12 protein-coding genes and 1 pseudogene are annotated in these 20,432 nt (G+C 73.4%); 3 read left to right on the forward strand and 10 right to left on the reverse strand.

Annotation, left to right across the window (positions count from 1 at the left end; genetic code table 11):
• Positions 1–58: 58 nt before the first annotated feature.
• The 4 genes from IE294_RS13920 to IE294_RS13935 form a co-directional block, all read right to left on the reverse strand.
• Complete coding sequence (locus IE294_RS13920) at positions 59–1,810, reverse strand: protein kinase domain-containing protein (RefSeq protein WP_189885808.1); 1,752 nt, start codon at positions 1,808–1,810, stop codon at positions 59–61.
• 106 nt (positions 1,811–1,916) lie between these two features.
• Positions 1,917–3,746, reverse strand: coding sequence for a serine/threonine-protein kinase (locus tag IE294_RS13925; RefSeq protein ID WP_189886167.1), 1,830 nt, complete (start codon positions 3,744–3,746; stop codon positions 1,917–1,919).
• A gap of 162 nt (positions 3,747–3,908) precedes the next feature.
• The gene (locus IE294_RS13930; RefSeq protein WP_189885810.1) at positions 3,909–6,632 is read right to left on the reverse strand and encodes a serine/threonine kinase C-terminal domain-containing protein; all 2,724 of its coding nucleotides are present in this window, start codon (positions 6,630–6,632) and stop codon (positions 3,909–3,911) included.
• 163 nt (positions 6,633–6,795) lie between these two features.
• Positions 6,796–8,856 (reverse strand): serine/threonine-protein kinase, encoded by a 2,061-nt coding sequence (locus tag IE294_RS13935; RefSeq protein ID WP_189885812.1) that lies wholly within the window; start codon positions 8,854–8,856, stop codon positions 6,796–6,798.
• Positions 8,857–9,172: 316 nt separating this feature from the next.
• Here IE294_RS13935 and IE294_RS13940 point away from each other — a divergent pair.
• Positions 9,173–9,905: pseudogene (locus IE294_RS13940) on the forward strand (serine hydrolase); the annotation flags it as partial.
• Positions 9,906–9,969: 64 nt separating this feature from the next.
• Here IE294_RS13940 and IE294_RS13945 read toward each other — a convergent pair.
• Positions 9,970–11,676, reverse strand: a complete 1,707-nt coding sequence (locus IE294_RS13945; RefSeq protein WP_189885814.1) for a glycerol-3-phosphate dehydrogenase/oxidase — start codon at positions 11,674–11,676, stop codon at positions 9,970–9,972.
• A gap of 281 nt (positions 11,677–11,957) precedes the next feature.
• On the opposite strand from IE294_RS13945, the gene IE294_RS13950 reads away from it, so the two are divergent.
• Positions 11,958–13,166, forward strand: a complete 1,209-nt coding sequence (locus IE294_RS13950) for a nucleotide sugar dehydrogenase (RefSeq protein WP_189885816.1) — start codon at positions 11,958–11,960, stop codon at positions 13,164–13,166.
• Positions 13,167–13,727: 561 nt separating this feature from the next.
• Here IE294_RS13950 and IE294_RS13955 read toward each other — a convergent pair.
• The 4 genes from IE294_RS13955 to IE294_RS13970 all read right to left on the reverse strand — a co-directional run bounded on the left by IE294_RS13955 (position 13,728) and on the right by IE294_RS13970 (position 18,595).
• Positions 13,728–14,852, reverse strand: a complete 1,125-nt coding sequence (locus IE294_RS13955; RefSeq protein WP_189885818.1) for a GuaB3 family IMP dehydrogenase-related protein — start codon at positions 14,850–14,852, stop codon at positions 13,728–13,730.
• A gap of 135 nt (positions 14,853–14,987) precedes the next feature.
• The gene (guaB, locus tag IE294_RS13960) at positions 14,988–16,493 is read right to left on the reverse strand and encodes an IMP dehydrogenase (protein ID WP_189885820.1); all 1,506 of its coding nucleotides are present in this window, start codon (positions 16,491–16,493) and stop codon (positions 14,988–14,990) included.
• A 164-nt stretch (positions 16,494–16,657) separates the two neighbouring features.
• Positions 16,658–17,245 carry a sigma-70 family RNA polymerase sigma factor gene (locus IE294_RS13965; RefSeq protein WP_014674427.1) on the reverse strand — a complete coding sequence of 196 codons (588 nt, stop codon included), beginning with the start codon at positions 17,243–17,245 and terminating at the stop codon, positions 16,658–16,660.
• A gap of 738 nt (positions 17,246–17,983) precedes the next feature.
• Positions 17,984–18,595 carry a response regulator transcription factor gene (locus IE294_RS13970; protein ID WP_003948568.1) on the reverse strand — a complete coding sequence of 204 codons (612 nt, stop codon included), beginning with the start codon at positions 18,593–18,595 and terminating at the stop codon, positions 17,984–17,986.
• 381 nt (positions 18,596–18,976) lie between these two features.
• On the opposite strand from IE294_RS13970, the gene IE294_RS13975 reads away from it, so the two are divergent.
• Positions 18,977–19,306 carry a WhiB family transcriptional regulator gene (locus IE294_RS13975; RefSeq protein WP_015493322.1) on the forward strand — a complete coding sequence of 110 codons (330 nt, stop codon included), beginning with the start codon at positions 18,977–18,979 and terminating at the stop codon, positions 19,304–19,306.
• A gap of 189 nt (positions 19,307–19,495) precedes the next feature.
• On the opposite strand, the gene IE294_RS13980 is transcribed toward IE294_RS13975, so the two are convergent.
• A complete protein-coding gene (locus IE294_RS13980; protein ID WP_059262991.1) occupies positions 19,496–20,410 on the reverse strand; it encodes a LysR family transcriptional regulator in 915 nt (304 codons plus the stop codon).
• Positions 20,411–20,432 lie beyond the last annotated feature (22 nt).

Consider the following 20,432-nt stretch of genomic DNA (forward strand, 5'->3'; position numbering starts at 1 on the left):
CCGGGCGGCCGGTCGCCGTCCGCGCGCCGGGCAGCGGGGCACCGGGAGGGCGAACCGGTCACACACCCGTGAACGAGAACGTGCCGACCGCCACGTCGAAGTACTCCCGCGCCTCCCGCACCTGCCCGACCGGCGCCGACACCCACACGTCGTACAGCCGGCCGTTCTCCTCCCAGCACAGGTCGTAGGTGTGGCGCGGGCCCTCCGCCGCGCTGAAGCCGTCCCAGGTGAACTCCCAGAGCGCGGCCGGGTGCCCGTGGTGCGTGGTCCGGATGACCCGGCCGTCGTGGTACCCGGGGTTGGTGGAGGGGCCGTCGGCGGCGGAGCGGCTCATCGCCGCCTCGGGGCCGCCCGGCTGGGACCCGCCGACCCGGATGCCCAGGCGGAAGGTCCCGCCCGGCGAGAGGTAGAAGACGCGTGGCCCCTCCGGGCTGCGGGTGAAGCCCTCCGGCACGGCGAGGGAGAAACCGGCCGGGTCACGGGCCGTGCGGTAACCGGAGGGCGCGGTGCGCGAGTCGGCGCTGGGCATGGGCGACGGGGTGGGGGGCGGTGCCGGCCCGGTCCCGGTCGGCGACGGGGAGGCGGCCGTACCTCCCCGGCCCGTGCCGGTCGGCGACGGGGACACCGCCGTGCCACCCGTGCCGGTCCTGGTCGCCGGGCTCGTCGCGGTACCGCCCGGGGTGCCGCCGCCCCCGCCCCCGTTCCCGTGCAGCAGCAGCGCCGCGGCCGACACGCCGGCCCCGGCCAGCGCGGCGACGAGCAGTGCCGCGACCAGCAGGCCGCGCGGGGAGGAACGCGCCGGGGGCGGTTCGAGCGGCCGGACCGGGCCGGCCGGCGGCGGCCCGCCGTGGGGCAGGTCCCGCTGCGTCGGCGTGTACGGTGCCGGGGACTTCGGCGTGAGGCTCCCGCCGATCCGGTGGATGAGCCCGCCGCCGTGCGCCCCGGCCGGGCCCGGGTCACCCGGAGCGGGCGGTGTCCGGCCGGTCTCCAGATAGGTCCACAGCATCCGCTCGGCTTCCGCCGCGTCCAGCCGCCGGTCCGGGTCGCGCTCCAGCAGCCCCAGGACGACGGGCAGCAGTGGCTCGGCCTCGGCCGGCGGGCGGATGTCGTCGGAGACGACGGCGTGCAGGATGCCGCCGAGCGAGTCGCGGCGGAACGGCGACTCGCCGCTGAGCGCCGTGCACAGCAGCGCGCCCAGCGACCACAGATCGGATTCCGGCCCGGTGCGCAGCCCGGACATCCGCTCCGGCGCGGTGTACTCGGGCGAGCCGACGAACGAGCCGGTCTCGGTGAGCGTGGTGGCGCCCTCGACCTGGGCGATGCCGAAGTCGGTGAGGACGACCCGGTCGGTACCCGACTCGATCAGCACGTTCGCGGGCTTGATGTCCCGGTGCAGCACCCCCGCCTCGTGCGCGGTGCGCACCGCGCTCAGCAGGGCGATGCCGATCCGCGCGGCCTCGGCGGCGTCGACCGGCCCGTCCCGGTCGATCCGGTCGGCGAGCGAACCGCCGTCGATCAACTCCATGACGAGACAGGGCCGTTCGTCCTGCTCCACCACATCGTGCACGACGATGATGTGCGGGTGCCGTAACTGGCAGACCGCGCGCGCCTCACGGAGCGTACGGTCACGGCGGCGGCGCGCGTCGTCGTCCGGGAGCGCGTCGTCGGGCAGGAGTTCCTTGACCGCCACCTGACGGCCCAGCACCTGGTCGCTCGCCCGCCACACGACGCCCATGCCGCCGCGCCCGATGCGTTCCTCCAGGCGGTAACGGCCCGCGATCAGCCGGAAGCCGGCTCCCTCGGTCCCCATGCGCCCATCATGCCGCACGGGACCCGCGCCCCCCGGGACTCCGACCGGCCAAGACACACCGGTCAGCCTGCCAATTTCGGCCGACCCGGCGACCGCTGACGCCGGTTCAGCCTTCGTCCGGCTGCTGCCAGCCGCGCAGCACCCAGGTGAACTGCTTGCTGGTCGTGGCCCAGTCCTCGGCCGGCGAGGACATGTAGAGGGCGTACTCGGTGCCCTGCCGCGAGAAGTACGTCTCCTCGACCGCGTGCCGCGGCCCGGGGACGTACGGCGGGTCCTTCTTCAGCGCGGTCCAGGTGTACTCCCACCGGGCGCCCTTGCGGTCGCGGTAGATGTTCTCCTTCATCGTGACGCGCCGGTAGTCGACCAGCCGCTGGAGCTGCTGCTCCAGGTCCTGCTGGTGGGAGAGGGGGTCGGCGAAGTCCGGTGAGCCGTCGATGGCGATGCGGACGAAGTGCTTGCCGTTGTCGGGCGTGTAGTCGATCTGCTTGAGGTCTCCCTGGATGCCGTACACCTCGCGCTTCCAGCCCTTGGGCAGGGAGAGGCTGAAGCCCAGCGGGTCGTGGTACGTCCTCCAGCCGGCGGGGAGCGTGCCGTCGGTCCCGGCCGTCTCGCTGCCGGCGGGCGCCGGGCTCACCTCGCCGCCGGCCCCCGGCTTCTGCCCGCCCCAGTACTGGATCGCCACCGCCCCGGCAGCGCCGAGCACCGCGGCCACGGCGACGACCAGCGCGAGGGTGCGCAGCCGTCGGCGGGGCCGGGCGGGCGCGGGCCCCGGGACCGTGAACGCGCCGGCGGAACCCGGGTCGTGTCCGGGCACGGGGGCTCCGGCTTCGTACGGGGAGGTGGCGGATCCGGAACCGTACGGGGAGGCGGCGGATCCGGAACCGTACGCGGCCGTCGGGCCACCGGAGCGGTAGCCCTGGCCGGCGGAGTTCGGTCCGTAGCCCTCGCCCGACGCGCCCGGGGCGTAGCCGGTGGGCGAGGTCCCGGAGCCGTAGCCTCCGCCCGATGTGGGGTCGCCGTGGCCGGGCGGGGTGGTGCCCGAGGCCGGGCCCTGGTGGCGGTCGGTGGTCGCGGGGATGCCCGAGCCCTGGGTCGGGACGAACGCCTGGGCCGTGCGCGGCCGGCGGCCCTCCGCCGCCTCGGCGAGCATCTGCTCGGCCTCCTCCGCGCCCGGCCGCCGGGCCGGGTCCTTGCGCAGGAACGCGGCGATGACCGGGGTGAGCGGACCGGCGTGGCGCGGCGCGTCCGCCTCCTCCTCGACGACCGCCTGCATGGTGCTCAGCGGGGAGGTCCGCCGGAACGGCGAGCGTCCCTCGACCGCCGTGTACAGCGTGGCGCCGAGCGCCCACAGGTCGGAGGCCGGGCCGGGGTCGTGGCCGCGCACCCGCTCCGGGGCCAGGTAGTCGACCGAGCCGACGACCTCCCCGGTGCGGGTGATGGTGGTGTCGCCCTCGATCTGGGCGATGCCGAAGTCGGTGAGCAGGACCCGGCCGTCCGCGCCGAGGAGGACGTTGCCGGGCTTGACGTCCCGGTGCAGTACCCCGGCGGAGTGCGCGGCGCGCAGCGCCCGCAGCACCCACAGCCCGATCCGCGCGGCCTCCGCCGGTTCCACGCGTCCCCGTTCCTTGACCGCGTCGGCCAGCGAGGCGCCCTCGACCAGCTCCATCACGATCCACGGGCGGCCGTCGTGTTCCAGGACGTCGTGCACGGTGACGACGGCGGAGTGGTTGATGCGCGCGGCGGCCCGGGCCTCGGCCCGGGTGCGGGCGAGCAGCACGGCCCGGTCGCTGTCGGAGACGTAGAGCGCGGCGGTCAGCTCCTTGACGGCGACCTTCCGGTGCAGCACCTCGTCGTGGGCGCGCCACACCCGGCCCATGCCGCCGCTGCCGATGGAGTCGGCGAGCCGGTAGCGGCCCGCTATGAGCAGGCCCTGCATCTGATTCACGTTGCCCCGCAATGCTCTTGACAGGGTCAGCGTAAGGACCGGCCTGCCCCCAGGGAACCAGCGGGGTGCCAAGGACACCGCACTGTGACGATGGTCATTTCCGTGCGGGAGAGGGAACCGCGCCGGCAACGCCCGGCCCCGGGTACACGCTGCTCAACCGGTGTAGCGATACGTCGCGGTAGCCTGCTCGTACAACCGCGTCACCTCGTCCCGCTCCGCCTCCGGACCACGCACCTGCACGACGTGGTAGCGGCCGTTCAGCAGCAGCGCCATGTTCCGCACGAACAGGTCCCGGCCCTGCCCGTCGGTCCAGGTGAACTGCCCCTCGGCCATGGTCCGTCCGCCCACCTCGATGGTCCGCAGTCCGGTGGCCGTGGCCCAGCTGGAGTCGCGGTACGGCTGGAGTTCGCGCTCCTTGTCCCGCTGATAGACCATCGGATCGCTGCCGTACGCGGACGTGCCGTCCCGTCCCGGTACGACGATCAGCTCGAAGTTCCCGTGCGCGTAGACCACCTGGCCGCTGCCGTTCTTCGGGCTGCGCTCCCAGCCCTGGGCGACGGCGACCTTGAAGCCGTCCGGGTCCTTGCGCAGGGTGAACCCGTCGGGGACGGCGGGGTCACCGCCCGTCTGTGTCTCGGTCGCGGGCGCGGAGGCGTCACCGCCGGGCGCGCTCTGCCCGGTGGAGGGCTGCGGGGTGTGCGAGGGCGCGGGGCCGGTCTGCCCGGCGCCGCCGGCACGGTCGCCGCCCGCCGCGCCGCTCTCGCCCTGTTTCGGCATGAAGAGCATCGCGTAGGCGATCGCGCCGGCCAGCAGGAGCAGGATCAGCAGGAGCAGGGTCCGGCCGAGGCTGCGCGGCGAACCCTCGCCGTCCCGGGCCCGCTTGTGCCGGCCGTGCGGATGGGCCTCGGGCAGTCCGGCGCGCCGCCGGCGCACCAGCTCGCCACGGCGCCGGACGATCGGCAGCCGGCTCGGGTCGGCGGGCGGCGTGGGGACGACATGGGTGCCGGCGTCCGGCTCGGGCGCGGACCGCACCAGCGACCGCAGCCAGCCGCTCAGCTCCTCGACGTCCGGCCGCTCGGTGGGGTCCTGACGCAGCAACGACTCCACGACCGGCCGCAGCGGCCCGCACTCCTCGGCGAAGGCGGGCGGCTCGGCGCACACCAGCTGCACCAGCTCGGCCGTGGACTCCTCCGGGTACGGCGCGTGCCCCTGCACGGCCCGGAACAGCAGCGCGCCCAGCGCCCACAGATCAGTGGCCGGGCCGATCGGCGCCGCGAGCTGCCAGTTCTCGTGCACGGGCCCGGCCTGCTCCGGTGCCCAGCGCTCGGTCACCGGGCCCACCACGGTCATCCGCACCTGCCGCGCCCGCTCGGCGGCAAGCGCGGTCCCGGGCCCACGACGCGCGGCCCCGGGCTGATCCCAACCACCGCCCGGCGGCACGGAGAGACCGGCGCCGGAGGCGGTGCCGGGTACGGGGGCGGTGCCGGACGGGGGGGCGGGGGCGAGTTCGGAGTACGGCGGGGTGGCGCCCGGGTAGCCGGCCCCGGATCCGCCTCGCACCTGCCGGCCCAGCTCACCACCCGGCGCCGACGCACGCCCCGGGCCGTAGCCCTGGCCAGGCGCCGACGCCTGCCGCCCGGCCCCGTACCCCTGACCCGGCACGAACGCCTGCCCGGTGCCGGGGTCCGCCGGCGGCAGGCCCGGCCGCCCTGCCCCGCCGTCCGGGGTCGGGGGCGTGCCGCCGGAGCCGGGGCGCGGTCCGGCGCCGTGCCAGGGGGCGCCGCGCACCCCGTAGGGGTCGGCTATCCGGCCGGGCGGCGCCGTGGGGCCGGTGCCCTCGCCGGAGGGGTACGGCGGTGCCGCGCCGGTGTCGGTGTCGTCGTCGACGGGTGGCCGCGCGCCCGGCAGGGCGGCGCGCTCGCCCTGCTGGGCCTCGTGCACCCGGGCGGCGGCTCGGGCGCCCGCCCGGTACGCGGCGATGGCCCCGGCCCGGGCGGCCCGGATGTCGGCACCGCTCTCCAGAGCCGGCTGACCCGCCGTACCGGACACCCCGTTCGCTCCCGGCGCCGGGAGCGCTCCGGCCGCCCGTGCCTGGATGGCGGCCCGCCGCGCGGCCTCCGGATCGGCGTCCGCGGCCGGCCCTCCGCCGGTGGGGACCTCGCCGGCTCCCGTGCCGGGTCCGACGCCCACGGCTCCGCCGCCGACGGAACCCGGCGCTGCGGCGAACCCCTCCCCCGTGCCGCCGTCCTGGTCCTCGGGAGCCGGCACCGGGTCGTATCCGCACAGCGCCTCCTCCGCCGCGCCGGCCGCGAGGCCCGTCAGCATCACGCGGCCGTCGTCGCAGACGAGGACCGTGCGGACGGTGACGTTGCGGTGCACCCAGCCATGGGCGTGCAGCACCCGGAGCGCCATGAGCACGTCGGAGGCGACCTCGGCCGCCCGGTACGGCGTCAGCGGTCTCTCGGCGAGCAGGGCGGCCAGCGGACGCGCGTTCACCAGTTCGCTGACGATCCACAGGGACCCGCCCTCGGCGAACACGTCGAAGACCTGGTCCAGCCGGGGATGGTCGGGGATGCCGGCCGCCGCCTGCGCGGCCTCGACGGCGCGCCGCACCGCCGGATCGGCGGGCTGCCGGGTGGCGGCCCTCGCCTCCGGCGCCCGGCGGGACGCGCGCTCCCGTGCGGTGAACCCGGCGGGCAGCCCCTCCGCGTCGAGCACCTCGGCCTCGACCACCTCCGGCAACGGCACCTGCCGGACGAGGACTTCCTGACCGCTGTAGGTGTCGAAGGCGCGGGTCTCAGTGAGTTCGTACTCCTCGGACGGCGGCAGCGGCAGGCGGTAGCGGTCGGCGAGCACCCGACCCGCGTAGTCGTCCACTTTGCCTCCCCCGGCCGCCCGGTTGGTCACGTCCGTTCGCCTCACGAGCCGTTTCGCACACGCATTCGGCCGCGTACGGTCCGCGACCCTTCACGATACGTGCCGGAGGCAACCCGCATTGAGAGGATGACGGATTCTCACGAACGAAACCGACGCACGGCGTCTACGACTTGGGTTTGAAGGACCTCGTCAACGTCTTCCAGGTGTCCTTGCGGAGTTCGCCGCTCCAGTCGGCGCTCTTCGCGGTGTACATCAGCGCGTAACCGAGGTGGTCGTTCACCACGAAACCCCGGTCGATCGTGCGGTACTCGGTGCCGCCCTCGACGTACGTGAACTCCCAGTCGGCGGTGTTCCAGCCGCGGTAGTCCACCCTCTCGATGCGGATCTTGTGGTACTGGGAGCGCACCATGTAGTGCTCCTGGTTCCTCCAGTCCGCCACCGGGTCGTCCTTGGGCGTGCCGGTCCAGGCGACGAGCAGCTTCTGCCCGCCGGGCCCGGTGTAGCGGTCACCGGCGGCTCCGCTGGACCCGTACTTCCACCCCTTGGGCAGCCCGATCGAGTACCCCTGGCCGCCCTTGCGGGTGGAGACCACCGGGGCGCTCCCGCCCCCCTTCGCGCCGGAGGAGCCGGAGTCGTCGGCGGAGTCAGAGTCGGAGTCGGAACCGGTACCGGCGGACCGGCTCGCCCCGGCGTCCGTCGTCGGCCCGGTGGTCGCGGAGGCCGAACTCGCCCCGTCCGTCCGGGTCGCGTTGTCCGTGCCGCCCGTGCCCTTGTCCTGCTTGGCCGACGCGTCGGCACTGGCCGCCGCCTTGGCCCCGCCGCTCTTGTCGGCCTTGCCGTCGTCGCCCCCCAGGGCGAAGGCCAGCACGGTCCCGAGCACCGCGAGCACGACCACCACGGCGATGATCAGCAGCGTGCGCTTCGACACCACATCGGTCAGCGGCGCCCTCGGCACCGGCCGCGTCGGCAGGTCCAGGTCCGGCGGCGGCACCACGGGCCAGCCGGAACCCTGCTTGTTCGCGCTGGAGTTCGGCACACCGGCGGCACCCGACGCCGGACCGCCCGGCCGCCCGGCGGGCACAGTCCCCGGCCCACCGGAGGACCCGGGCCGCGCCCCGCCGGGAGCCACGCCTCCAGCGCCCCCGGCACCCACCGCGCCACCCGTTCCCGGCGCGGACGGCTCGTTCCCGCTCTTGGTCCGCGCGGTGGCTGCCGCCGTGGCCGCCCCGGCCGCCTTGCGGACCGACCGCAGGGCGCCTCGCAGCTTCTCGCCGCCCTCCTCGCCCCGCCTGCCCTCGGGCCCACCGGACTGCGCCGGCAGCGGGACCACCTGCGTGGCGTCCAACGGCTTGGGCTCGGGCGCCTGGATCACGGCGTTGAGCATGGCCCGCGCCCCGGCGTCGTCCAGCCGCTTGGCCGCGTCCTTGGTCAGCAGGCCGTAGATGACGTCCCGCAGCGGTCCCGCGTTCTTCGGCTCCTCCAGGGACTCGGTCATCACCGCGGTGAGCGTGGCGATCGCCGAGCCCTTGTCGTAGGGCGGGGTGCCTTCGACCGCCGCGTACAGCAGGCCGCCGAGCGACCAGAGGTCGGCCGCCGGTCCCGGCTTGTGGCCACGGGCCCGCTCCGGGGAGATGTAGGAGGGGGCGCCGACGAGCATGCCGGTGGAGGTGATGGACGGGTCGCCCTCGACCTGCGCGATACCGAAGTCGGTGAGCACGACCCGGCCGTCCTCGGCGATCAGCACGTTGGACGGCTTCACGTCCCGGTGCAGGATGCCCTCCCGGTGCGCGGAGCGCAGCACGTCGAGGACGGCGAGCCCCACCTCGGCGGCGCGCTTCGGCTCCAGCACGCCGTCCTCGCGGATGACCTCGGCGAGGGACTTGCCCTCGACCAGCTCCATGACGATCCAGGGCCGGTCGTCCTCGTCGACCACGTCGAAGACCGTCACCGCGCTGTTGTTGCGGATCCGGGCGATCGCCTTGGCCTCGCGCAGGGTGCGCGTGATCAGGCGCCGCTTCTCCTCCTCGTCGATGTTCGACGGGAACCGCAGCTCCTTGACGGCGACCGTCCGGCCCAGGGTCTCGTCCTCGGCGCGCCAGACCGTGCCCATACCGCCACGGCCCAGCACGTCTCCCAGCCGGTACCGCCCCGCGAGGAGACGCCGCTCGTTCTTGTCCTGACGAGTCTCCTGACGAGATGTACCCGCCCGCTCCGCCTCCGACATGCGTCCCCTCATACAACCCGCCCTGACAGAGCCTCCATTGTCTCTCACCCGGCAAGTGCCCGACGCCCAGGGTGTCCCTGGCCTGAGGCCGCCCCCGCCGCCCCGGAAGCCCGCCTGAAGCAGGCGTTCCGCTTACCGGGATGATGGGCCGCAAGGAGGGAGGAACCGGCATGCCGACGCTTCGGACAGCGCCGTCCATACCGGTGTCCCTCGCGCTGCTGCTCGCCCCGGCCGCCGTCCGGAACACCTCCGGGCACACCTCCCCGGTGACGGCCACGGACGCGGTCCTGCCGCTGCGCGTCAGCGTGGGGCACACCACCTGCCGGGTCTGCTCCGCGGGCGCGGCACCAACCACCCCGCGGGCGCTGCCCACCCACACCAGCGGACTGGCCGACCTCACCCAAGCCACCCGGGAGGCCGTGCGCTTGACTCCACCTCAGGCCGTACGCATCGCTCTCGCCCTCCCCCCGGCCCGTCCGGGCCGCTGCTCCTCCTCCAGCACCCACTACGTCCTGCTCGGCCCGGTCGTCCGCCAGGTCACCGGTCACTCCCGCGCGGCCGAGGCCGAACACCGCGCCATCGCTCCTCTGGATCATCTGGGTCTGACGGGTACCTCCTTTCCCTAATTCGACGCATCACTGCCCTCACCGCACGGCCGCGCCTAACGCCGCCGACGGCTCCGACGTCACCGAGCTCGACCCGCGCGTGGCCGGCGCGGCGGGTGAGCCGGTGACCCCACCGGCCGACCCGGACCGCTTCCACGCGGCCCTGCTCGGTGGCCGGCTGCTGCCCTCGCGCCGGCTGCGCGAGATGCTCGACACCCGTGCCGCACACGGCTCGTACGGCACGGGGCTGCTTCCGGTGAAGCTGCCGTGCGGCACCACGGTGTGGGGGGGCACAACGGCCGGATGTCCGGGAGCTACGTGCGCAGCGCAGCCACCGCCGACGGCCGCCGGGTCCTCACCTTCCGGGTGGACACGGACACGATCGCAGACCCGCACCTCGAACCCGCGCCGCTCGCTGCCGGGTTCTGCCCTCGCACCTGGTAGAACGACCGGGATTCGAGCGGAGATCCCCAAAACGGCCACTCGTTCGAGTGAACGTCGGTCGCTGCTACAGCGGCACGATGTCCGGTGCGCCCAGCCTCGCGGCGTCCGCCGTGTGGTCGTCCGGCTGGAGCTGGGACTCCCGCTCGGCCTCCACCCGCTTCTCGTAGTGCTCGACCTCGCGGGCGATCTGGTCCTCGTCCCAGCCGAGGACGGGGGCCATCAGCTCGGCCGCCTCGCGGGCGCTGCGGGTGCCGCGGTCGAAGGTCTCGATGGAGATGCGGGTGCGACGCGTGAGGACGTCGTCCAGGTGCCGGGCGCCCTCGTGCGACGCGGCGTACACCACCTCGGCACGCAGGTAGTCGTCGGCGGCGTGCAGCGGCTCGCCGAGCGAGGGGTCGGCGGCGATGAGGTCCAGGACCTCCTCGGCCATCGAGCCGTACCGGTTCAGCAGGTGCTCCACGCGGACCACGTGCAGTCCGGTGCGCGCGGCGGTCCGCGCTCGCGCGTTCCACAGCGCCTGGTAGCCCTCCGCGCCGAGCAGCGGGGTCTCCTCCGTGACACAGTCGGCCACGCGCATGTCGAGCCCGTGCACGGCCTCGTCGACGGCGTCCTTGGCCATCACCCGGTACGTCGTGTACTTGCCGCCCGCCACGACCACCAGTCCCGGCACCGGGTGGGCGACCGTGTGCTCGCGGGACAGCTTGCTGGTGGCGTCGGACTCGCCGGCCAGCAGCGGGCGCAGCCCCGCGTACACCCCCTCGACGTCGTCGCGGCTGAGCGGCACGGCCAGCACCGAGTTGACGTGCTCCAGCAGATAGTCGATGTCGGCGCTGGACGCGGCCGGGTGGGCCTTGTCCAGGTCCCAGTCGGTGTCGGTGGTGCCGATGATCCAGTGCCGGCCCCAGGGGATGACGAAGAGGACGGACTTCTCGGTGCGCAGGATCAGGCCGGTGGTGGAGTGGACGCGGTCCTTGGGCACGACCAGGTGGATGCCCTTGGAGGCGCGGACGTGGAACCGGCCGCGCTCACCGACCATGGCCTGCGTGTCGTCGGTCCACACACCGGTGGCGTTGACGACCTGCTGGGCGTGGATCTCGTACTCCCCGCCGGCCTCCACGTCCTGCACCCGGGCGCCGACGACCCGCTCCCCCTCGCGCAGGAACCCGGTCACGCGCGCGCGGTTGGCCACCTTCGCGCCGTAGGACGCGGCCGTGCGCACCAGGGTGGCGACGAAGCGGGCGTCGTCCACCTGGGCGTCGTAGTACTGGAGGGCGCCGACCAGGGCGTCCTTCTTCAGGCAGGGGGCCACCCGCAGGGCGTGGCGGCGGGTGAGGTGGCGGTGCACGGGCAGGCCCCGGCCGTGGCCGCGGGCCATGGACATCGCGTCGTACAGCGCGACGCCCGAGCCCGCGTACAGCCGCTCCCAGCCCTTGTGCTGGAGCGGGTAGAGGAACGGGACCGGCTTGGCCAGGTGCGGGGCGAGGCGCTCCAGCAGCAGTCCGCGCTCCTTGAGGGCCTCGCGGACCAGGGCGAAGTCGAGCATCTCCAGATAGCGCAGGCCGCCGTGTATCAGCTTGCTGGACCGGCTGGAGGTGCCGGACGCCCAGTCGCGGGCCTCGACCAGGCCGGTGGACAGGCCACGCGTCACGGCGTCCAGCGCGGTACCGGCGCCCACCACTCCGCCGCCGACCACCAGCACGTCCAGCTCGCGCTCCGCCATCGCCGCCAGTGCCCCGGCGCGCTGCGCCGGTCCCAGAGTCGCTGTCCTCACCGCTGCCTCCCGCTGTCGCAGACTCGCTCGCGTCGGCCGCACCCGGTGGGCGAAGCCCGGTTCATCCCCTCCTCATGCCCAAATTCTGACCGGGCTGCCCGACTTCAGCCACCACGGACTCCCGCCCTGTGGACAACTTGCACACAACCCTGGGAAGACACACAAACACAATCACACATAACGGTCATATATGTACCTAGTCTGACAGTGCACTCGCTCGTCTTCTCCACAGCGGTTGCGCACCTGTCCCGCTTCGGCTACTGGGAAGGACGGCCCACTCCATGCCCGCAGACCTCGCCGTCATCGGACTCGGTCCCTACGGCTTGCCGCTCGCCCAGGCCGCCGTCGCCGCCGGTATCCCCACCGTCGGCTATGCCACCGGCCCCGAGGCCGGCTCACTCAGCCCCGCGGAGCTGCGCCGGATGCACTCCGCCGGATTCCGCCCCGTCACCGACCCCGCCCAGCTCGGCCGGGTGCGCACCGCGGTGATCTGCGCGCCCACCCCGCGCGGCGCCGACGGCGGACTCGACCTCGGCCAGGTCGAGGCCGCCGCCCGCACCCTGGCCGCGCGGCTCCGCCCGCACACCACGGTCATCCTGGAGTCGCCGGTGCTCCCGGGGACCACGGAGGAGTTCCTGCGCCCGCTGCTGGAGGAGGGCTCGGGGCTGCGCGCCGGCCGCGACTTCCACCTCGCCTACTCCCCCAGCCGGGTCGACCCCGGCAGCCGCGACCACACCCCCGCGAGCACCCCCAAGGTCATCGGCGGCCTCACCCCCGCCTGCACCGAGTCGGCCGCCGCGTTCTACGGCCGGCTCACCGACAAGGTGGTACGCGCGCGTGGGCTGCGCGAGGCGGAGACCGTGCAACTGCTGGAGACCAACTTCCGGCACGTCAACATCGCGCTCGTCAACGAGATGGCCGTGCTCTGCCACGAGCTGGGTGTCGACCTGTGGGACGTCATCCGGTGCGCGGAGACCAAGCCCTTCGGCTTCCAGGCGTTCCGGCCCGGTCCGGGCGTCGGCGGGCACGGGGTCCCGCTGGACCTCACCGGGCACGCGACCCGCACCCTGCGCATGGTCGAGCTGGCCCAGCAGGTCAACAGCCGGATGCCCCGGTACGTCGTCCAGCGCGCCGCCACGCTCCTGAACGAACACGGCAAGTCCGCGCGCGGGGCGCGCGTGCTGCTCCTCGGCGTCACCTACAAGCCCGACCTCGCCGACCAGCAGGGCACCCCGGCCCAGGAGGTCGCCGTACGGCTGATGGGGCTGGGCGCGGCCGTGAGCTACCACGACCCGTACGTGCCCGAGTGGAGCGTCCTGGACCGGCCCGTGCCGCGCGCGGACTCCCTGTACGAGGCGGCGGCCGACGCCGACCTCACGATCCTGCTCCAGCAGCACCGGACGTACGACTTGCAGGGACTCTCGGTGAAGGCCCAGCTGCTGCTGGACACGCGGGGGGCCACGCCCACGGGGGCGGCGCATCGGTTGTGAAGGGGGGCGCGTGGGGGTGCCGGGGCTGGGAGTTGGTGGCGTGGGGGATTCGGCGCCGGTACCTTGGGATCAGGTGGAGCCCACCGCAGGGGTCACTGCGGCAGGCTCCTGGAAGTGATCGGAGTGTCCACCCCTATTCCGTCTGGGGGTGGCCGCTCACTTCCCGTAGATCCACAAGACGCACCTCCTCCGGAACTTCACCAGCCGAAGCCGAATGCGGTCCCAGTGGGTGGGCTTGCGGTGGCGTCCCATGGGCGCCCCCTTCCACGATCCGCCCAGAGACCCGGTAGGCGGTCCGCTTGGAATTCGGGCCGGGCCCCGAGGGCGGGGTCCGGTCCATGTCCTTGGAAGGGGGCACCCAGCGGAACTGGGTCGCCGATCACGGACACTACCGCCCCACTACGCCCGTTCGGCCCACATTCGCCGCGAACGCAACCGCGCGCCCCCTTTCGTGTAACGTGCCCCCTTCAGGCGCACTTGACCATGCCTGGGCATGCGGAAGGGCCGGTCATCCGCTGGGGATGACCGGCCCTTCCGGTGTCGTGGCGACCGTCCCGGCGACTACCGCCGGTGCTGGCTGTCCGCCACCGTCACCTCGACCCGCTGGAACTCCTTCAGCTCGCTGTAGCCGGTGGTGGCCATGGCGCGGCGCAGGGCGCCGAAGAAGTTCATCGAGCCGTCCGGGGTGTGGGACGGACCGGTGAGGATCTCCTCGACCGTGCCGACCGTGCCGAGGTCGACCTTCTGGCCGCGGGGCAGCTCCTCGTTGACCGCCTCCATGCCCCAGTGGTGGCCCTTGCCGGGCGCGTCCGTGCCCCGGGCCAGCGGGGAGCCCATCATCACGGCGTCGGCGCCGCAGGCGATGGCCTTGGGCAGGTCGCCGGACCAGCCGACACCGCCGTCCGCGATCACGTGCACGTACCGGCCGCCGGACTCGTCCATGTAGTCCCGGCGGGCCGCGGCCACGTCGGCGACGGCCGTGGCCATCGGGACCTGGATGCCGAGGACGTTGCGCGTGGTGTGCGCGGCGCCGCCGCCGAAGCCGACGAGGACACCCGCGGCACCCGTGCGCATCAGGTGCAGGGCCGCCGTGTACGTGGCGCAGCCGCCGACGATCACCGGGACGTCCAGCTCGTAGATGAACTGCTTCAGGTTCAGCGGCTCGTGCGAGGACGACACGTGCTCCGCCGAGACCGTCGTACCCCGGATGACGAAGATGTCCACGCCCGCGTCCACGACCGCCTTGGAGAACTGGGCGGTGCGCTGCGGGGAGAGCGCGGCGGCGGTGACCACGCCGGAGTCGCGCACCTCCTTGATGCGGGCGCCGATCAGCTCCTCCTTGACCGGTGCCGCGTAGATCTCCTGGAGGCGGCGCGTCGCCTGCTCGGCGGGCAGCTCGGCGATCTCGTCCAGCAGCGGCTGCGGGTCCTCGTACCGCGTCCACAGGCCTTCCAGGTTGAGCACGCCGAGGCCGCCCAGCTCGCCGATGCGGATCGCGGTGGCCGGGGAGACCACGGAGTCCATGGGGGCGGCCAGGAACGGCAGCTCGAAGCGGTAGGCGTCGATCTGCCAGGCGATCGAGACCTCCTTCGGGTCCCGCGTACGGCGGCTGGGGACGACGGCGATGTCGTCGAAGGCGTACGCCCGGCGGCCGCGCTTGCCGCGCCCGATCTCGATCTCAGTCACGTTGGTGGCCTTTCCCTATGCGTTGCAGCGCCTTCCAGTATCGCCGACGGGTACGACAACGGCGGCCCCGGATGCTCCGGGACCGCCGTGGCACGAGCCGCACGCGCGCGTGGGCGTCACTTCTCGCCGCTGTGGTTACTTCTTGCTGCTGTAGTTCGGCGCCTCGACCGTCATCTGGATGTCGTGCGGGTGGCTCTCCTTCAGGCCCGCCGAGGTGATCCGCACGAACCGGCCCTTGGACTCCATCTCCTCGATGGTGGCGGCGCCGACGTAGCCCATGGTCTGGCGCAGGCCGCCGACGAGCTGGTGCAGCACGTTGGCGAGCGGGCCGCGGTAGGGCACCTGGCCCTCGACGCCCTCGGGCACGAGCTTCTCGTCGGCGGTGACGTCGGCCTGGAAGTAGCGGTCCTTCGAGAACGACTTGCCCTGGCCGCGCGACTGCATGGCGCCCAGCGAGCCCATGCCGCGGTACGACTTGAACTGCTTGCCGTTGATGAAGAGCAGCTCGCCCGGGGACTCCTCGCAGCCGGCGAGGAGGCTGCCCAGCATCACCGTGTCGGCGCCGGCGGCCAGCGCCTTGCCGATGTCGCCGGAGTACTGGAGGCCGCCGTCGCCGATCAGCGGGACGCCGGCGGGACGGGCCGCGAGGGACGCCTCGTAGATGGCGGTGACCTGGGGGACACCGATACCGGCGACGACACGGGTGGTGCAGATGGAGCCGGGGCCCACCCCCACCTTGATGCCGTCCACACCGGCGTCGATCAGCGCCTGGGCACCGTCACGCGTGGCGACGTTGCCGCCGACCACGTCGACGCTGACGCTCGACTTGATCTTCGACATCCAGCTCAGGGCGTTGCTGTTGTGGCCGTGCGAGGTGTCGACGACCAGGAAGTCCACACCGGCGCCGGCGAGCGCCTCGGCGCGCTCCAGCGCCTCCGGGCTGGCACCGACCGCGGCACCGACGAGCAGCCGGCCCTCGGCGTCCTTCGCGGCGTTGGGGTACTTCTCGGCCTTGACGAAGTCCTTGACCGTGATCAGGCCCTTGAGGACGCCCTCGTCGTCCACCAGCGGCAGCTTCTCGATCTTGTGCTTGCGCAGCAGCTCCATGGCCTCGGGGCCGGAGATGCCCACCTTTCCGGTGACCAGCGGCATCGGGGTCATGACCTCGTGCACACGCCGGGTGCGGTCGCTCTCGAAGGCCATGTCGCGGTTGGTCACGATGCCGAGGAGCTTGCCGGCCGGATCGGTGACCGGGACGCCGCTGATGCGGAACTTCGCGCAGAGGGCGTCCGCCTCGGCGAGCGTGGCCTCCGGGTGCACCGTGATCGGGTCGGTGACCATCCCGGACTCCGACCGCTTGACCAGGTCGACCTGGTTGACCTGGTCCTCGATGGAGAGGTTGCGGTGCAGGACGCCGACGCCGCCCAGCCGGGCCATCGCGATCGCCATGCGGGACTCGGTCACCTTGTCCATCGCGGCCGACAGCAGCGGGATGTTCACCCGGACGTTGCGGGAGATGCGGGACGAGGTGTCGACCGCGTTGGGGAGCACCTCGGATGCGCCCGGCAGCAGCAGCACGTCGTCGTAGGTCAGCCCGAGTGTCGCGAATTTACCGGGCACTCCGTCGACGTTTGCAGTCATGACACCTTCCCCAAATGGCCTTGATCGGTGCGGATGTCCATGCTAACGGGAAGCGTAGCTAGCAAATTCCACGGTACGGGGTCGCCTCAGGCTTCGTATGTTCGTACGGAAACGGCGGCGTACCTGTTCGGCGCGGGGGCTACTCCAGGCTCCGCGCAGGGGGTTCACTGTTCGGCGAGCGCCCTCAGGCGGCTCAGGGCCCGGTGCTGGGCCACGCGGACCGCGCCGGGTGACATTCCCAACATCTGCCCCGTCTCCTCCGCGGTCAAGCCCACGGCGATACGCAGCAGGAGCAGTTCGCGCTGGTTCTCGGGGAGGTTGGCCAGCAGCTTCTTCGCCCACTCGGCATCGCTGCTGAGCAGGGCGCGCTCCTCGGGGCCGAGGGAGTCGTCGGGCCGCTCGGGCATCTCGTCGGACGGCACCGCGGTCGATCCCGGGTGGCGCATCGCCGCCCGCTGGAGGTCGGCGACCTTGTGGGAGGCGATGGCGAAGACGAACGCCTCGAAGGGGCGGCCGGTGTCGCGGTAGCGGGGCAGGGCGAGGAGGACCGCCACGCAGACCTCCTGGGCGAGGTCCTCCACGAAGTGGCGTGCGTCGCCGGGCAGCCGGGACAGCCGGGTGCGGCAGTAGCGCAGCGCCAAGGGGTGGACACGGGCGAGCAGATCGTGCGTGGCCTGCTCGTCCCCGTCGACGGCACGATGCACGAGCGCACCGATCGCCCCGTGGGCCGTGCCCGCCTCGTCGTCGCGCATCGGTCCATGGTGCCTTGCGGCCGTCCGGTCCGTCGCATCGTGCTCGTGGTTGTGCACCGAAGCGTTATGAGCAGGTGCGCCGGCACTCATTCCCTGCGCCCTCCCCTTCCGCTCGACCGACTCGTCCCCGAGAGACTCCACACCCTCAAGGATGCGGCATCCGCGCCGAAACGAGCAGCGCGCGTCCGGCGGGCCGTCGTACACGCGCCACTCGGGGCGTTCGGCGGTGTGGTGCGCCGGCGTGGTCACGCGTCGCGTTCCGCACCGTTGTGCGCCGGGGCGGTTGCCCGTCGACGCGTTCCACCGGCAGGCGAGCCCGCCTGCCGACTTCCGCGGCGTCCGCCACCGACTTGTACGACGATTCGCCGCCGGTCTCTATGGCGGCTCGCCCGCCGGTGCGGGACCCTGACGGCTGGCGCAGCCGGGTGACCAGGGCGGACCGGGACGACCGGAATCACCCGGACAGCCCCGTCCGTCCGCCGAACGGCACGGCACGGCACGGCAGTAACGGCACGGTGGCCCGGCGCGCCACCGCCCGTACGACCAGTGCCCCGCACCGCGTCCGCCCGCACACCACCGGCGGGCGTCACGCCCCGGGGGCACACGAGACCAGGGGTAACCGGGGCACACCCAGCCGCGCCCGACGAGCGCGGTCGGCCGCACACCCGCACGGGAGCCGCGGGCACGGACGGCACCGGAACGCCCCGGCGCCGAGCGGCCCGTCCGGCTTCGCGGTCGCTAGCGGACCAGTCCCCAGCGGAAGCCGAGGGCCACCGCGTGCGCCCGGTCCGAGGCGCCGAGCTTCTTGAACAGGCGCCGGGCGTGCGTCTTGACGGTGTCCTCGGAGAGGAACAGCTCGCGGCCGATCTCGGCGTTCGAGCGGCCGTGGCTCATGCCCTCCAGCACCTGGATCTCACGCGCGGTGAGCGTGGGCGCGGCGCCCATCTCCGCCGAGCGCAGCCGGCGCGGGGCGAGTCGCCAGGTGGGGTCGGCCAGCGCCTGGGTCACCGTGGCGCGCAACTCCGCGCGCGAGGCGTCCTTGTGCAGGTATCCCCGGGCACCGGCGGCGACGGCGAGGGCCACCCCGTCGAGGTCCTCGGCGACGGTGAGCATGATGATGCGCGCGCCCGGGTCGGCGGACAGCAGCCGGCGCACGGTCTCGACGCCGCCCAGGCCGGGCATGCGCACATCCATCAGGATGAGGTCGGAGCGGTCGGCGCCCCAGCGGCGGAGGACTTCCTCGCCGTTGGCCGCCGTCGTCACGCGCTCGACACCGGGCACGGTCGCGACCGCGCGGCGGAGCGCCTCTCGGGCAAGCGGGGAGTCGTCGCAGACGAGGACGGATGTCATGACCGCCCTCCGCAGCTGATGCGCGTCACCTTGAGCCTCCAGGCTGGTACGGAATCGTCACCTGTGCGGTCGACCGTCTCGGACGCCTGCCCGAGCGCTTGTTTTCTCAACCGCATCCGCACTCTCAACGACGGTCACTCGAAAGAGTTACGGGCCCGCGTGCCGTCTTCGGCACTCTACGTGAGGGCGTCGACACGGTGCCGACATGCTCGACGGACCCACAACTTTTCATCACAACCTATGCCCCATTCGGCCCTTTTTCTTCCCGTTTTGCAGTGTCCGGGGCTAGATTCGCAATGAGTCATATTTTCATCTCCTTAGACCGGAGATGTACGGTCGTTGGCACCGTATCCGCCCAGAACGGCGACAAGGGGTCACGTAATGGCAGATTTCTCCCGCCTTCCCGGACCGAACGCGGACCTGTGGGACTGGCAGCTGCTGGCTGCCTGCCGCGGGGTGGACAGCTCGCTCTTCTTCCACCCGGAGGGCGAGCGCGGGGCGGCTCGGAGCGCTCGCGAGAACTCGGCCAAAGAGGTCTGCATGAGGTGCCCGGTCCGTGCGGAGTGCGCGGCGCACGCGCTGGCGGTGCGCGAACCGTACGGCGTCTGGGGCGGCCTGACCGAGGACGAGCGCGAGGAGTTGATGGGGCGGGCACGCAACCGCCTGGTGGCGGCCTCGACCACCAGCGGGGACACCGCTTCGGAGCACTGAAGGAACGTTTCTGCATCACCATCGGCAAAACATCCGCTTCCTTACCGGGCACGCACGCGCGTGCCCGTGCCTCGTCGGGGCGGCCCCCTCGCCTCCGCGTCGCCCCTCGCTCTCCGCGTCGCCCCTCGCTCTCCGCGCCACCCTTCGCCTCCGCGACGCCCCGCGGCTCCGTGACCCCCTCTTCTCCGGCTACGCCTGGCCGCGCCCTGCCGCCCGCGCCGCCCGCGCCAGCTGCTCCAGCGTGGCCGACACCGCCGGCACCTGGGCCAGGTCGGGCAGGGTGAGGGCGACGATCTCCCGCCGTACCGCCGGTTCCAGCCGTACCGTGCGCACGCCCCGCGGCCGTACCGACTCCACGGCCAGCTGGGGCAGGACGGCGACGCCGAGGCCGGCGCCGACCAGGCCGATCACGGCCGGATAGTCGTCGGTGGCGAAGTCGATGCGCGGGGTGAATCCGGCCCCCTCGCACACCTCGACCAGCTGGCCGCGGCAGCGCGGGCAGCCCGCGATCCAGGGCTCGTGGGCCAGCTCGCCGATGGCGACGCTGTCCGCGCGCGCGAGCCGGTGCCGTTCGGGCACCAGGGCGACCAGGCGGTCCGTCAGCAGGGGGCGCACGACGAGGTCGTCCCAGTCCTCGGCGACCGCCGCCCCCTCGTAGCGGAAGGCCAGGGCCAGGTCGCAGTCGCCTTCGCGGAGCAGTTCCACGGACCTCGGCGGTTCGGCCTCCTCCAGGGAGACGCGGGTGCCGGGGTGGCCCGCGCGCAGGGCGGCCAGGGCGGTGGGGACCAGGGTGGAGCTGCCGCTGGGGAAGGAGACCAGCCGGACCCGGCCCGCGCGCAGGCCGGCGATGGCGGCGACCTCCTCCTCGGCCGCGGTGAGCCCGGCGAGGATGCCGGAGGCGTGCCGGACCAGGGCCTCACCGGCCTGGGTCAGGCGCATCTCGCGCCCGGTGCGGACCAGCAGCGGGGTGCCGACCGAGGCTTCCAGGGCCTTCATCTGCTGGCTGACGGCGGGCTGGGTGCAACCCAGCTGGCGTCCGGCCGCCGAGAAGGAACCGGTGGTGGCGACGGCGCGCAGGACACGGAGATGACGGGCCTCGATCACCCGACGAGCATAAGGCAACCTT

The organism is Streptomyces canarius, assembly GCF_014650735.1.
In the GTDB taxonomy this organism is placed as follows: Bacteria; Actinomycetota; Actinomycetes; order Streptomycetales; family Streptomycetaceae; genus Streptomyces; species Streptomyces olivaceoviridis.